The sequence below is a fragment of the Actinospica sp. genome, from assembly GCF_035552695.1.
Taxonomy (GTDB): Bacteria; Actinomycetota; Actinomycetes; order Streptomycetales; family Catenulisporaceae; genus Actinospica.
The window spans coordinates 54,215-67,662 of sequence record NZ_DASZKT010000203.1; the positions used below are offsets into that span (position 1 = coordinate 54,215).

At 69.8% G+C, this 13,448-nt stretch carries 14 protein-coding genes; 11 read left to right on the forward strand and 3 right to left on the reverse strand.

Annotated elements, in window-relative coordinates:
* Positions 1-3 precede the first annotated feature (3 nt).
* The 6 genes from VG296_RS23535 to VG296_RS23560 all read left to right on the forward strand — a co-directional run bounded on the left by VG296_RS23535 (position 4) and on the right by VG296_RS23560 (position 5,501).
* Entirely contained in the window at positions 4-954 is a 951-nt protein-coding gene (locus VG296_RS23535) for an AraC family transcriptional regulator (RefSeq protein WP_325569161.1), read from the forward strand.
* Between the two features lie 117 nt (positions 955-1,071).
* Positions 1,072-2,613, forward strand: a complete 1,542-nt coding sequence (locus VG296_RS23540) for a carbohydrate binding domain-containing protein (protein ID WP_325569163.1) — start codon at positions 1,072-1,074, stop codon at positions 2,611-2,613.
* Between the two features lie 86 nt (positions 2,614-2,699).
* Positions 2,700-3,059 (forward strand): MazG-like family protein, encoded by a 360-nt coding sequence (locus tag VG296_RS23545; RefSeq protein WP_325569167.1) that lies wholly within the window; start codon positions 2,700-2,702, stop codon positions 3,057-3,059.
* A 9-nt stretch (positions 3,060-3,068) separates the two neighbouring features.
* The gene (locus tag VG296_RS23550) at positions 3,069-3,602 is read left to right on the forward strand and encodes a GNAT family N-acetyltransferase (protein ID WP_325569169.1); all 534 of its coding nucleotides are present in this window, start codon (positions 3,069-3,071) and stop codon (positions 3,600-3,602) included.
* A 90-nt stretch (positions 3,603-3,692) separates the two neighbouring features.
* Positions 3,693-4,538, forward strand: coding sequence for a phosphatase PAP2 family protein (locus VG296_RS23555; protein WP_325569171.1), 846 nt, complete (start codon positions 3,693-3,695; stop codon positions 4,536-4,538).
* Positions 4,539-4,613: 75 nt separating this feature from the next.
* Positions 4,614-5,501: an SGNH/GDSL hydrolase family protein gene (locus tag VG296_RS23560; RefSeq protein ID WP_325569173.1), complete on the forward strand. Its 888-nt coding sequence runs from the start codon at positions 4,614-4,616 to the stop codon at positions 5,499-5,501.
* Between the two features lie 99 nt (positions 5,502-5,600).
* Here the strand turns inward: VG296_RS23560 and VG296_RS23565 are convergent, their stop codons facing one another.
* From VG296_RS23565 to VG296_RS23575, 3 genes are read right to left on the reverse strand one after another with little or no spacing between them, the layout of a single operon-like run.
* Positions 5,601-7,379, reverse strand: coding sequence for an IlvD/Edd family dehydratase (locus VG296_RS23565; RefSeq protein WP_325569175.1), 1,779 nt, complete (start codon positions 7,377-7,379; stop codon positions 5,601-5,603).
* The gene (locus tag VG296_RS23570; protein WP_325569177.1) at positions 7,355-8,311 is read right to left on the reverse strand and encodes a dihydrodipicolinate synthase family protein; all 957 of its coding nucleotides are present in this window, start codon (positions 8,309-8,311) and stop codon (positions 7,355-7,357) included. The genes VG296_RS23565 and VG296_RS23570 overlap by 25 nt, the downstream gene beginning before the upstream one ends.
* 18 nt (positions 8,312-8,329) lie before the next feature.
* Complete coding sequence (locus VG296_RS23575) at positions 8,330-8,986, reverse strand: GntR family transcriptional regulator (RefSeq protein WP_325569179.1); 657 nt, start codon at positions 8,984-8,986, stop codon at positions 8,330-8,332.
* A gap of 185 nt (positions 8,987-9,171) precedes the next feature.
* Between VG296_RS23575 and VG296_RS23580 the strand changes: the two genes are divergently transcribed.
* From VG296_RS23580 to VG296_RS23600, 5 genes are all read left to right on the forward strand, one after another.
* Positions 9,172-10,527 (forward strand): enolase C-terminal domain-like protein, encoded by a 1,356-nt coding sequence (locus VG296_RS23580; protein ID WP_325569181.1) that lies wholly within the window; start codon positions 9,172-9,174, stop codon positions 10,525-10,527.
* Entirely contained in the window at positions 10,524-11,282 is a 759-nt protein-coding gene (locus VG296_RS23585) for an SDR family oxidoreductase (RefSeq protein ID WP_325569183.1), read from the forward strand. The genes VG296_RS23580 and VG296_RS23585 overlap by 4 nt, the downstream gene beginning before the upstream one ends.
* 5 nt (positions 11,283-11,287) lie before the next feature.
* Positions 11,288-12,259, forward strand: coding sequence for an aldo/keto reductase (locus VG296_RS23590; protein WP_325569185.1), 972 nt, complete (start codon positions 11,288-11,290; stop codon positions 12,257-12,259).
* Between the two features lie 22 nt (positions 12,260-12,281).
* On the forward strand, positions 12,282-13,166 hold the full coding sequence (locus VG296_RS23595; RefSeq protein ID WP_325569187.1) for an amidohydrolase family protein: 885 nt from the start codon (positions 12,282-12,284) through the stop codon (positions 13,164-13,166).
* Between the two features lie 55 nt (positions 13,167-13,221).
* The coding region (locus VG296_RS23600; protein WP_325569189.1) for a hypothetical protein at positions 13,222-13,448 on the forward strand (227 nt) is incomplete at its 3' end.

A 13,448-nucleotide genomic window follows, 5' to 3' on the forward strand; every position in this document is an offset into this window, starting at 1 on the left:
ATCGTGGACGTCTTGACGGAGGCGCTGGCCTCGATGCGCACCGACCGCCCCGCGTCGGTGCGCACGAACGGCCGCGCGCCGTGGGGCCTGCGCATGCCGCCGACCGCCGGAGCCGGATTCCACGTCGTGCTTTGCGGCGGATGCTGGCTGATCCCGAAGCTGAGCACGGGGCCGGCCGATCCGGTGCGGCTGGAGGCGGGCGACGTCATCTTCCTGCGCGCCGGCCCCGAGCACGTGCTGACCGACGAGCCGGGCACCCCGGCCGGGGTCGCGGGCGCCGAGTACTTCCAGGACGACGAACTGGTCGGCGCGTACAACATCGGGGGCAGCGGCGAGCTGACCAGCCTGCTGTGCGGCAACTACCACCTGGACCGGGCCCGGCCGCACCCGCTGGTCAGCCAACTGCCCGAGCTGATCCACCTGCGTACCCGCGACGGCCGCCATCCGCAGCTGACCTCGGCCGTCCAACTGCTGCGCACGGAGCTCGACGGCCCGCGCATCGGCTCGAGCGGCATCGTGCCCGCGCTGATCGACTCGCTGCTGCTCTACATCCTGCGCGCGTGGATGGACGAGTGCCCGACCCGGTCCGCGGGCTGGGCGACGGCGCTGAAGGACCCTGCGATAGCCCCCGCGCTCGCCGCCATGCACGCCGACCCGGCGAACTCGTGGACCGTGGAGTCGCTGGCCGGACGCGCGGGTCTGTCCAGGGCCGCCTTCGCGAAGAAGTTCAACACGATGGTCGGCGAGCCGCCGCTGACCTATCTGACGCGCTGGCGGATGACGACCGCGGCCCGTCTGCTGCGCGAGTCCGACGCACCGCTGGCGGCGGTCGCGGCGCGGACCGGCTACGGCTCCGAGTTCGCGTTCGCCAAGGCCTTCAAGCGGGAGTACGGTCAGGCGCCCGGCGGATACCGGCGCGCGCACGCCATGCCGGTCGAGGCCGTCGCGGCCTAGCTCCGGATGCCCGGTTTCGGCCGCGGCCGCCGGGCTTAACCTCATGCTCAACTCACCTTGAGTCGAACTTTGGTCTAGACCCTTGACACCTTCATTGGTCTGGACCACATTCTCGGCATGCGCCCTTCACCCACGCCATCAGCGCCTGCCTCGCGCAAGCGCCTCGCGATACTCGCGTCCGCCGCCCTCGTGCTGGGCGGCGCCGCGACGGTCAGCGTGCTGTCCACCGCGGCAGGCGCCGCGACCGTCAACCTGCTGACGAATCCCGGCTTCGAGACCGGCAGCCTCAGCGGCTGGACCTGTGACGCGGGCACCGGCTCCGTCGTCAGCAGTCCCGTCCACTCCGGCACGCACGCACTCGCCGGCGCGGCCACCTCGTCCGACGATGCGCAGTGCGCGCAGACCGTCTCCGTCCAGCCGAACACGGCCTACACGCTCTCCGGCTACGTCCAGGGCGCCTACGTCTACCTCGGCGTCACCGGTGGCACCGACACGTGGACTCCCTCGGCGACCAGCTGGCAGCAGCTGTCGACGACGTTCACGACCGGAGCGTCGCAGACCTCGATCCAGATCTACGTGCACGGCTGGTACGCCGAGGGCACCTACTACGCGGACGACGTGGCCCTCTCCGGTCCGGCCGGCCCGACCCCGTCCGCCTCCGCGACGTCGTCGTCCACGCCGTCGCCGACCCCGACCGCGTCGAACTCGCCGACCTCGTCGCCGACGCCGACCAGTACCGGCACCTCTGCCGGCGGCTCCGGTCCGTGGACGCACCCCGTCTACTGGATGCCGCTGGACAACTCCCCGCAGTCGATCTCCTCGATCGTCTCCGGCTCGGGTGAGAAGGAGTTCAACCTCTCCTTCGTACTCGACTCCGGCGGCTGCACGCCGGCCTGGGACGGCAGCTCCAGCGAACTCGTCTCGAACGACACGGCCGTCCTAGCCGACGTCAACGCGATCCGCGCGGCGGGCGGCGACGCGGCGGTGACCTTCGGCGGCTACAACGGCACCGAGCTGGGCACGACCTGCGGCTCGGCCTCCGCGCTCGCCTCCGCGTACCAGCAGGTCATCTCCAAGTACAACCTCACGCACATCGACTTCGACTACGAGAACGGCGCCCTCGACTCGAACACCGCGATCCGCTTCGGCGCCATCGCGATCCTCGAGGCGAACAACCCGAACATCAAGGTCTCGCTCACCGTCCCGATGACCACCGTCGGCTTCCCCGGCAGCGGCGTCGACGAGATCCAGCAGGCCAAGGCCGACGGCGCCCGCCTCGACGTCGTCAACATCATGGACTTCGACACGGGCCTCACCTCCGGCACCGAGACCGGGCAGACCGAGGCCATCGCCAACGACGCCGTCGGGCAGCTGGAGACCATCTACGGCTGGTCGGCCGCGCAGGCCTGGTCCCACCTCGGCATCACCCTGATGAACGGCCACACGGACCAGCCCTCCGAGCTGTTCCAGCAGTCGGACTTCAGCAACGTGCTGGGCTTCGCCCAGTCGAACCACCCGGCCCTGTTCTCCTTCTGGTCGGCGAACCGCGACTTCCAGTGCCCCGCCGGCGTCGTCGAGCCCTGGGCTCCCGGCACCTGCTCCGAAGTGACGCAGAACGCGTACGACTACACCAAGATCGTGGTCCAGTACGGCGGCTGAGTCCGCGCCCCGCTCAAGCTCCGCCCGTCCGGATGAAAGGGATCCATCCGGGCGGGCGGCCCGGCGTTGCCGATAGATTGCCCGGCATGGACGACGCGACGTGGGAGACGATCGAGCGGCTGGTGGCGTGGCTGGATCGGGGCAGTGCGCTGCCGGACGAGACGAAGACGATCCTGCAGATCCTCAAGATCACCGAGGAGGCGGGGGAGGTCGCGGAGGCGCTGATCGGGGTGACGGGACAGAACCCGCGGAAGGGGTTCTCGCACAGCTGGCGGGACGTGGAGAGCGAACTCTGCGACGTGGTGATCACCGCGATGGTCGCGTTGACCAGAGTGAATCCGGAGACGGCGCGGAGCGTGTTCCAGCAGCACTTGGCCGGAGTGGCGGCGCGCTGTGTCGACACCGCCGAAGCCGAGGACACAGCTGGCGGCGCCGAGGCTGAGTAGGGGGACGTTATGACTGTGCGGATTCGGCTCGCCGAGCCGGAGGACGCGGCGGGCGTGCTGCGGATGCTCGACGGCATCGTGCAGTGGCTGGCGGCGCAAGGGCGCACCGAGCAGTGGGGGACGGACGCTTGGACGGCGCGGCCGGAGCTCGTCGACAGGGTCGAGGGGCGGATCGCGAGGCGGGAGATGCGGCTCGCGGAGGACGAGGACGGGGTGGGGGAGCTCCTCGGGGTGGTCTCCCTCGCGGAGAAGTCCAAGGACTACGTCAGCCCGCCGCCGGAGCCGGAGCTGTACGTCGACCTGCTCGCCACCTCGCGCGCGGCGAAGGGGCGGAACGTCGGCGGCCTGCTGCTGACCGAGTCGCGGGCGGAAGCCCGGCGGCGCGGACTGCGGCTGCTGCGGCTGGACTGCTACGCGGGAGGCGACCGGAAGCTGAACGCCTGGTACGTGAGTCAGGGGTTCAGCGAGGTGGAGCCGTTCGTCATCAAGCGGGAGGGAAAGGCCGACTGGCCGGGGATGCTCCTCGCGCAATACCTGAATTGACGGCGGCCGACTGAACAGCGTGCTTCGCCGCGTGGAATAATGATCGACTCATACAGTTTTCACTGACGGTCGATCGCGGGCGGGCCGAGCATGCCGAACATCATGTGGACGTGGCAGCAGGCGGCCGTGGCCGCCGGGGTGCTCGCCGTCGTCTGGGGCGTGCTCAAGGCGCGCGGCGCGGCCCCGCGCTCGCGGCCGTTCGTGTCCGAGGCGGCACTGATCATCGTGCTCTACGGGCTGTGGCAGCTCGTCGGCTCGCTCTCCGGGAACGGGGACTACTCGGCCGTCGGGCGCGGGCAGTGGATCTGGAACGCCGAGCGCACCCTCTGGCTGCCGAACGAGCGGAGCCTGCAGAGCTGGGTGCTCCCGCATCCGCTCATCGTGCAGGCCGCGAACCTCTACTACGCGACCATGCACTTCACCGTGCTCATCATCTTCCTGGTCTGGCTGTTCACCCGGCACCGCGAGCTCTACGGACGCTGGCGTACGGTGCTCGCGGTGGTCACCGCGGCCTGCCTGCTGATCCAGTTCCTACCGGTCGCGCCGCCGCGGATGGTGCCGGTCACCGGGATGGTCGACACGGCCGTCGTCTACAACCAGTCGGTGTACGGCACGATAGGCGGCTTCCAGGCCGACCAACTCTCCGCGATGCCATCGGTGCACGTCGGGTGGGCGGTGCTCGTCGCGATCGCGGTGTGTTCGGTCACGAAGTCGCGCTGGCGCTACCTGGCCGTGGCGCACGCGGCGCTGACAGTCTTCGTGGTCGTGGTCACCGGCAACCACTTCTGGGCGGACGGGATCGTGGCCGTCGCGCTGCTGCTGGTCGCGCTCGGCGTGGACCTCTTCTCGCGCACGCTGTGGCAGCGTTTTGCGACGCGGCGTAAAGAATCCGCCAATTCGTCCGAGGCCTCAGCGAGCCTCGTTGACGCCGCGTAACCTCCGAGACATCATCAGCTCAGCTGCACCGTTACCGCAGAGTAACCATCTCCTTCTTCGTCTCGGAGCTCTCCCATGCCCACAGTCGTGCATGCGCGCCGTGCTCTCGCGTTCGGTGGCGCTGTGGTGTTCGCCCTGGTCGGCGGCGCCTTCACCTCCTCAGCGGATGCGGACGCGAACGCCGCCGCCGACGGCCGCTACGTGGCCCTCGGCGACTCCTACGTCTCCGGTCCGCTGATCCCGGTCCAGCGCGGCGGCCTGTGCCTGCGCTCGGACCACAACTACGCCTCGCTCACCGCGGCCGCGCTCGGCTACTCGCTCACCGACGCCAGCTGCTCCGGCTCGACGACGAACGAGATGGACAATCCGCAGAACGAACTCGGCATCACGATCAACGCGCCCGAGCTCGACTCGGTGACCAGCGACACGAACCTGGTCACGCTCGGGATCGGCGGCAACGACATCGGCTTCATCAACATCATCGAGACCTGCGCCGAGGAGAGCCTGACCAACCCGGTCGGCGATCCGTGCACGCAGTACTACAACAGCGGCGGCACCGACCAGCTCGCTGCGGCGATCGAGGCGACCGGACCCAAGGTCGGGTCCGTTCTTCAACAGATTCACCAAAATGCTCCGCACGCGGCAGTGTATGTTGTCGGATATCCGGATATCCTGCCCGAGGCCGGTAACGGCTGTTGGCCTGTGGTCCCCATAGCTTCCGGGGACATCGCCTACCTCCGGCAGACGGAGAAGGAGCTCAACCAGATGCTCGCGGACGAGGCTTCGGTGAACGGCGCGACATACGTGGACACCTACACGCCGTCCATCGGCCACGACGTGTGCCAGGCCGTCGGCACGAAGTGGGTCGAGGGTCTGGTGCCGACTTCGCCGGCCGCTCCTTTCCATCCGAACGAGGCAGGGGAGGCCGCGATGGCCAAGGCCCTGGAGACCGCGATCGGCTAGAGGCCCCGCGCGGTAGCTGCCCTCCGTAATCGTCGATGCCCCCGAACCCGGTCATGGGACCGAAGGCCGGGGGCACCGACGTTTCGCGGGCGTGTTCTGTCAGTGCGGGTCGGGCTGCGGGTTGTGCCCGGGGCGGGCGAGGAAATCGAAGTCGCAGCCCTGGTCGGCCTGGGTGACGTGGGACTGGTAGAGCGCGCCGTATCCGCGTTCGAACTTGGGCGCCGGAGTCTGCCAGGCCTCGCGGCGGCGAGCCAGCTCGGCGTCGTCGACCTCGAGCGTCAGGGTCCTCGAGTGGACGTCGAGCGTGATCAGATCTCCGGTGCGCACGAGCGCGAGCGGGCCGCCGACGTGCGACTCGGGGGCGACGTGCAGCACGCAGGTGCCGTAGCTCGTCCCGCTCATCCGCGCGTCGGAGATCCGCACGAGGTCCGTGACCCCGGCCTCCAGCAGGTACGTCGGGATCGGGAGCATGCCGTACTCGGGCATACCGGGACCGCCGATCGGCCCGGCGCCGCGCAGCACGAGCACCGAGTCCTCAGTCAGCGCGTGCTCCGGATCGTCGATTCCCGCGCGCAGTTCGGCGTACGAGTCGAAGACCACGGCCGGACCGGTGTGCTTGAGCAGGCTCGGCTTCCGCGACGCGATGTACTTGACCACCGCGCCGTTCGGGGCCAGGTTTCCGTGCAGCACGGCCAGCCCGCCCTCCGTGTTGCACGGCTGGTCCACCGGCCGGATCACGTCCGCGTTGCGCACGGCCGCCCGTGCCCAGTGCTCGCCGACCGTGCCGCCGCCGACGGTCGGACGGTCCGGGTGCAGGGCTCCGGGGACCTTACTCAGTTCATTGAGTAAAGCTTGGAGCCCGCCGGCGTAATAGAAGTCCTCCATCAGGTACTCGCCCGACGGACGCAGGTTCGCCAGCACCGGCACCCGCCGGGAGATCGCGTCGAAGTCGTCGAGCGTGAACTCGACCCCCGCGCGGCCAGCCATGGCGATCAGGTGGATCAGGGCATTGGTGGATCCGCCCAGCGCGAAAACGGTGGCCGCCGCGTCCTCGAAGGCCTCGCGCGTCAGGAATTCGGAGATCCGCCGACCCGCCCGAGCCAGCCCAACGGCCGCGACGCCGACCCGCGCCGCCATCCGATAATGCGCGCTGTCGACGGCCGGGATCGACGCACTGCCCGGCAGGCTCATGCCCAGCACCTCGGCGACCGAGGTCATCGTGCTGGCCGTACCCATCGTCATGCAGTGGCCGGGGGAGCGGGCCAGCCCGCTGCAGACCTCGGCCAGGTCGCAATCCGCGATCCGACCGGCGCGGTGCTCATCCCAATAGCGGAACAGGTCCGTGCCGGAGCCGAGCGGCTCGCCGCGGAAGTCGCCGCGCAACATCGGGCCCGCAGGCAGGAACAGCGCAGGCAGGTCCGCGCTCGCCGCGCCCATCAGCAGCGCGGGCGTGGTCTTGTCGCACCCGCCCATCAACACCGCGCCGTCGATCGGGTACGAGCGGAGCAGCTCCTCCGTCTCCATTGACAGCATGTTGCGATAGAGCATCGGAGTCGGCTTCTGGAAGGTCTCCGACAGCGTGGATACCGGGAACTCCAGAGGAAATCCGCCGGCCTGCCAGACTCCGCGCTTGACCTGCTCGGCCCGCTCGCGCAGGTGCATGTGACAGGGGTTGATGTCCGACCACGTGTTGAGGATCGCGATGACCGGCGTGCCCTCGTAGTCGCTTGGCTCGTAGCCGAGCTGCGCGAGCCGGGAGCGGTGCGAGAAGGCGCGAATATGCCCGCCGGTCGAGCCCTCGCCGAACCACGCGGCACTTCGAAGGGGAGCGGTGTCGTGAGGGCTCGAGCTCGTCACATCGTCCACCGCTCGCGCCACGAAACCAGAATCGCCGCGATGCGGTCGCGCATCGACTGCGGCAGCGCGCGCGACGGCGGGCGTACGTCGGCCCGGCACAGACCGAGCTGCGCCATTGCCTCCTTGACCACGCTGACGTTGTCCGCCGACGAGTCGGCCGCGCGCAGCTCCTCGAACGGGCGGATCAGAGCCCAGATCTTCCGCGCCTCGGCGTAATCGCCTCCGGCCAGCTCCCGGTGGAGTTCGAGCGAGATCTCGGGTACGACGTTGACCAGGCCCGAGGTGAATCCCGTGGCCCCCAGCGCGAAATAGCCCGGTGCGGACAGCTCGGCCAGGCCCGCGACCCACTCGAAGCGGCCAGGACCGGCGTCCATGGCCACGGAGGCGAAGCGCACCGGGTCCGGCACCGAGTACTTGACCCCGATGACGTTCGGGCACAGTTCGCCCAGCCGGCCGATCTGCGCGCCGCTGATCCGCGCGTCGCGCACGTAGAGGACTATCCCGAGCTCCGGCACCGCCTCGGCGATCCGCCGGTGATACTCGGTCCAGCCTTCGCCGGAGATGTACGGGTGCACGGGCTGGTGCACCATCAGCATCAGCGCCCCGGCCTCGCGGGCGTGCCTGGCCGCGGCGATCGCGGTCGCCGTGTCCAGGCCGACGCCGACGATGGTCGCGGCCCGGTCGCCCACCGCCTTGAGCGTGTTCTCGGTGACACGCCTGGCCTCGGCGGGCTCCAGCGTGTAGAACTCGCCGGTGTTGCCGTTCGGGGTGATCGCGCCGACCCCGGCGTCGACGAGCCGCGTGACCAGCGCCCCGTGCCGCCCCCAGTCCACGCCGCCGTCATCGTTTCCGTCGAAGGGCGTCACCGGGATCGCGACCACGCCGCGCAGCGCGGCCCGGTGCCGCTCGAAGCCGCCCGTCGGCGTGAACGCCGTGCCTTCATCGGACCGCATGCTGTTCCCCACTCCAGGTCAGACCTGGTTGAAGTTCCGTTCCAAGAAGCTGCGGATGTGCTCCTCCAGCAGCGTCGCGGCGAGGTCCGCGCGACCTGCCCGGATGCCCTCGAGGATCGCGCGGTGCTCGGCCGCCTCCTGCTCCCACGTGGCGTTGCGCGCCCACACTGCGGTGGACACGAGCGCCGTCTGGTCGCGCAGCCCGTCCAGGATGTCGAGCATCAGGTCATTGCCGCAGCCGGTGTACAGCGCACGGTGGAATTCCCGGTTGGCCTGCTGCCGATCCGCCCGATCCGTCGCCCGATCCGCGGCGTCGAGCGCGGCCTCGGCCCTCTCCCAGTGGCCGGCGCCGTTCGCCGCGCGCGCGACCGAACGGCGTACCGCCTCCGGCTCCAGCAGCACCCTGATGTCGTAGACGGAGTGCGCCAGGGCATCGTCCACCATTCGCACGGACGCGCCCTTGTACGGGCTCATCGTGACCAGCCCCGCGCCCGCCAGGGTTTTCAGCGCCTCGCGCACCGGTGTCTTCGAGACGCCGAGCTGCGCGGCGAGCTCGGTCTCGATCAACGACTGGCCCGGCATGAGGTTTCCGGTGAGAATCGCGTGCTTCACCGCGTCCAGCACCGCCTCGGTGCGCGAGGGCACCGCGACCGAGCGCATCACCGTGTCAGGCATGGAGGACGCTCTTTCATATCGGATATCTCATATATGACGTGGTTGGACGTTAGCGCCGCCCACCGCGTCGTGTCAACCCCCGATTCCGCGCGTCTCCGTCGAATACATCCGATGAATAGCTTGCGCTGGGTCCCTTCCGCCTTCTAGATTCAGTCCCACCAGAAGGCTGAAAGGACCCAGCGCCCATGTCGGTCGGTCGCGCGCGCATCCTCGCGTTGGACACCCATGACATCCGGTTTCCGACCTCGCGAGAGCACGACGGGTCGGACGCCATGAATCCAGACCCTGATTACTCCGCGGCGTACGTCGTGCTGCGCACCGACGCCGTGGACGCGCGGGGCGGGGAGCTCGCCGGGCACGGCTTCGCCTTCACGATAGGTCGGGGCAATGACGTCCAGGTGGCCGCGATCGACGCGTTGCGCGAGCACGTGGTCGGCCGCGAGGTCCAGGACCTGTGCGACGACCCGGGCGTCCTCAGCAGGGCACTGATCGGGGACAGCCAGCTGCGCTGGCTCGGCCCGGAGAAGGGCGTCATGCAGATGGCCATCGGCGCCGTGGTCAACGCCGCCTGGGACCTCGCGGCCAAGCGCGCCGGCAAGCCGGTCTGGCAGTTCCTCGCCGACGCCGATCCCGAATGGCTCGTCTCGCAGATCGACTTCCGGTACATCGAGGACGCGCTCACCCCCGCCGAGGCCCTCGAACTGCTGCGCGCCGGAAAGGTCGGTTCTTCGGAGCGGACCGCCCTGCTGCGCGAGTCCGGCTACCCCGCGTACACCACGTCCCCCGGCTGGCTCGGCTACAGCGACGAGAAGCTGACCCGCCTCGCCAAGCAGGCCGTCGCCGAGGGCTTCACCCAGATCAAGCTCAAGGTCGGCGCCGACCTGCACGACGACATCCGACGCTTCCGGGCCGCGCGCGCCGCCGTCGGCGAGGACCTGCGCATCGCCATCGACGCGAATCAGCGCTGGAACGTGCAGGAGGCGATCGACTGGGTCCGGGCGCTCAGCGAATTCGAGCCCTACTGGATCGAGGAGCCCACCAGCCCCGACGACGTCCTCGGCCACGCGGCGATCCGCCGGGCCGTCGCGCCGGTGCGGGTCGCGACCGGTGAGCACGTGCAGAACCGGATCATCTTCAAGCAGCTGCTCCAGGCCGGGTCGATCGACATCCTGCAACTCGACTCGGCGCGGGTCGCCGGCGTGAACGAGAATCTCGCGATCCTGCTGCTGGCGGCCAAGTTCGGCGTCCCGGTGTGCCCGCACGCGGGCGGCGTGGGCCTGTGCGAACTCGTCCAGCACCTGTCGATGTTCGACTACGTCGCGCTCACCGGAAGCATTCGGGACCGCGTCATCGAGTTCGTGGACCACCTGCACGAGCACTTCACGAACCCGGTGCGGATGAGCGGCGGGCGGTACCTCGCGCCGAGTGCCCCCGGCTTCTCCGCCGAGATGTATCCCGCGTCCATCGCCACGTACCGCTTCCCCGACGGTACGTTCTGGTTGGAAGACCTGCGTCGGTTGAACGAAGGAGTAACGGCGTGAGCAGCTTGGAACTGTCCGGCCTGAAGGCCGTCGTCACCGGCGGAGGCTCCGGTATCGGCCTGGCCACGGCCCGACTGCTGGCCGAGCGCGGGGCCGCCGTCGCCGTGTTGGACCTGAACCCGGCGTCCGCGCCCGACCCGAAGCTCGGCTTCGTCGCGGACGTGACCGACGACGAGTCCGTACGCGGCGCCGTCGCGAGCGCGGCCGAGGCCTTGGGCGGAATCGACATACTGGTCAACAACGCCGGAATCGGCGCCGCCGGAACCGTCGAGGACAACCCGGACGAGCAGTGGCACCACGTCTACGACGTGAACGTCGTCGGCATGGTCCGCGTCACTCGCGCCGCGCTGCCGCATCTGCGCGAGTCGGAACACGCCGCGATCGTGAACACGGCCAGCATCGCCGCCGTGGCCGGACTCCCGCTGCGCGCGCTCTACAGCGCGACAAAGGGTGCTGTCTACGCATTGACACTCGCGATGGCCACGGACCACCTGCGCGAAGGCATCCGCGTGAACTGCGTGCACCCCGGCACCGCCGACACGCCGTGGGTCGGCCGGCTGCTCGACGCGGCCGAGGATCCGGAGACCGAGCGCAAGGCCCTCGAGGCGCGCCAGCCGATGGGCCGCCTGGTCACGGCCGAGGAGATCGCCGCCGCGATCGTCTACCTCGCCTCGCCGCTCGCCGCCAGCGTCACCGGCACGTCCATCGCGGTCGACGGCGGCTTCACCGGCCTGCGCCCGCGCCCCGCCGAGTGATCCGCATGCGCGTCCCCAAACTCTCCCGTCTGGGCTTCGGCGCCGCCCCCATCGGCAACCTCTTCTCCGCCGTGGACGACGAAGCAGCCCGCGCCGCCGTCGACGCGGCCTGGGAATCCGGCGTCCGCTACTTCGACACGGCCCCGCACTACGGCCTGGGCCTGTCCGAACGCCGGCTCGGCACCGCGCTCCGTGACCGCCCGCGCGAGGATTTCGTCCTGTCGACGAAGGTCGGCCGCATCCTCGAGCCGGCCTCCGGCCCGGTGAATTCGAACGATGACCAAGGCTTCGACGTCCCCGCCGCGTACGTCCGCCGCTGGGATTTCAGCGGCGACGGTGTGCGCCGCAGCATCGAGGACAGCCTCGAACGCCTCGGCCTTGACCGCATCGACATCGCGTACCTCCACGACCCCGACGACCACGTCGAGCAGGCGCTCACCGAGGCGTACCCCGCGCTCGAGAAGCTGCGCGCGGAGGGCGTCCTCCGCGCGATCGGCGTCGGCATGAACCAGAACGCCGTCCCCGCGCGATTCGTCACCGAGACGGACATCGACGTCGTACTGCTCGCGGGCAGATACACGCTGCTCGACCAGAGCGCAGCCGAGGGTCTGTTGCCCGCGGCCGAGGCGCGCGGAGTGACGATCGTCCTTGGCGGCGTGTTCAATTCGGGCCTGCTCGCCGACCCGCGCGCAGCCGCAACATACGACTACGTGCCCGCGCCGCCCGCGCTCGTGCAGCGGGCACTCGCGATCGAATCCGTCTGCGCCACGTACGACGTTCCGCTGCGCGCCGCCGCCCTCCAGTTCGGCCTCCGCCACCCCAGCGTCGCCAGCGCACTCGTCGGCACGCGCGACGCGGACCAAGTGCGAGATTGCGCGGCCATGGCCGGGGTATCGGTACCCGAGATACTGTGGCAGGACCTGCGCGAGCGCGGGCTGGTTCGCTTCGAGCCGATGACACTGGACAACGAAGTCTGACGTCGACGAGGTGGTTCAAATAATGACGGCTACGCCCATCGTGGACGCGCACCACCACATGTGGGACCTGAAGATCCGCGCCCAGGAATGGCTGCGCGCCCCCGAGCTCAAGCCGATCTGGCGCGACTTCCCCTTCGACGAGCTCGAACCCGAGGCCCACGCGATGGGCGTCGAGAAGACGATCCTCGTCCAGGTCGCCCAGACCAGGGACGAGACCAGGGAGTTCCTCGCCTTCGCCGCCTGCACCAAGCTGATCGGCGGCGTGGTCGGCTGGACGGACCTCACCGCCGAAGACCCCGCCGCGCAACTCGACGCCCTGCGCCACGCCCCCGGCGGCCAGACGCTCAAGGGCATCCGCCACCTCGTCCAGGACGAGCCGGACCCCGCCTGGCTCACCCGCACCGACGTGCAACGCGGCCTGCGCGCCATCGCCGATGCGGGCCTCCCGTACGACCTCCTCGTCCGGCCGTCCCAGGCCGCCGCGGCCCTCGACGTCGTACGCGCCGTCCCCGAGCTGACCTTCGTCCTCGACCACCTCGGCAAGCCCCCCATCGCCGCCGACGCGGCCGAGGCCTCCGCCGGCGCGGGCCCGCACCCCGACCCGGCCTGGTCCACCTGGCTCCGCGCAGTGGCCGCCGAACCCAACGTCGTCTGCAAGCTCTCCGGCATGGTCACCGAAGCCGACTGGAACACCTGGACCGTCGCCGACCTCCAGCCCTACGCCGAAATCGCCCTCGAGGCCTTCGGCCCCGACCGCCTCATGTTCGGCTCCGACTGGCCCGTCTGCCTCCTCGCCGGCACCTACCCCGAAGTCTTCGAAGCCGCCAAGACGCTCACCGACGGCCTCACCCCCGACGACCGCGCCGCAGTCTTCGGCGGCACGGCGACGCGGGTCTACGGCTTGTAGCGGGCGGCTGGCAGTATCGAACAAGGCCGCTATCGAATAAGGCCGCTTCGCGACTGTGACGATGAATCGCGCGCGGCAGCCAGCCCGCTCGTTTCTCGTCGGCGGCAAGCTCCTCGGGAAAGTGCCTGGTGATGTGTCCTGGTGCCTGCGGTCGAGAGTTGCCTTGCCTTTGGAAAATCGCCGCTTCGCGACCGTGACAATAAATCGCGCCCGGCAGCCAGCCCGCTCGGCTGTCGTCGGCGGCGCGCGGCTCGGTCTTGAGAGCGGAGCGGTTGGTGGGGG